This window comes from Polaromonas sp. P1_G2, assembly GCF_056405515.1.
Genome location: NZ_JBFUBY010001130.1, coordinates 1 through 454, shown reverse-complemented (window position 1 = coordinate 454; position 454 = coordinate 1). Strand labels below are relative to the sequence as shown.

Genomic DNA, 454 nt, shown 5'->3' with positions numbered 1-454 from the left:
GGTGAAGGCGAAGCCCGAGATGGGGCTGTGGATGGAACATGTGCCGGTGCCGGAGCCGGGGCCGAACGATGTGCTGATCAAGGTGAAGAAATCGGCGATCTGCGGCACCGATGTGCATATCTGGAACTGGGACCAGTGGGCGCAGAAGACCATTCCCGTGCCGATGGTCACCGGCCATGAATTCGTCGGCGAGATCGCCGAGATCGGTTCCGCCGTCACCAAATACCATGTCGGCGAGCGTGTGTCGGGCGAGGGGCATATCGTCTGCGGCAAATGCCGCAATTGCCGCGCCGGCCGCGGCCATCTCTGCCACAACACGCTCGGCGTCGGCGTCAACCGGCCGGGCTCTTTCGGCGAATTCGTCTGCATTCCCGAGCATAATGTCGTCTCCATTCCCGACGACGTGCCGGACGAAGTCGCTGCGATCTTCGATCCGTTCGGCAACGCAGTTCAC

Annotated in this window: 1 protein-coding gene; it reads left to right on the top strand. The window is 62.6% G+C overall.

The window, feature by feature from the left end; all coding sequences use genetic code 11:
• Nucleotides 1–19 precede the first annotated feature (19 nt).
• Nucleotides 20–454: alcohol dehydrogenase catalytic domain-containing protein (locus tag AC1D0P_RS29400; RefSeq protein ID WP_477679960.1), on the top strand; the 435-nt coding region annotated here is incomplete at its 3' end.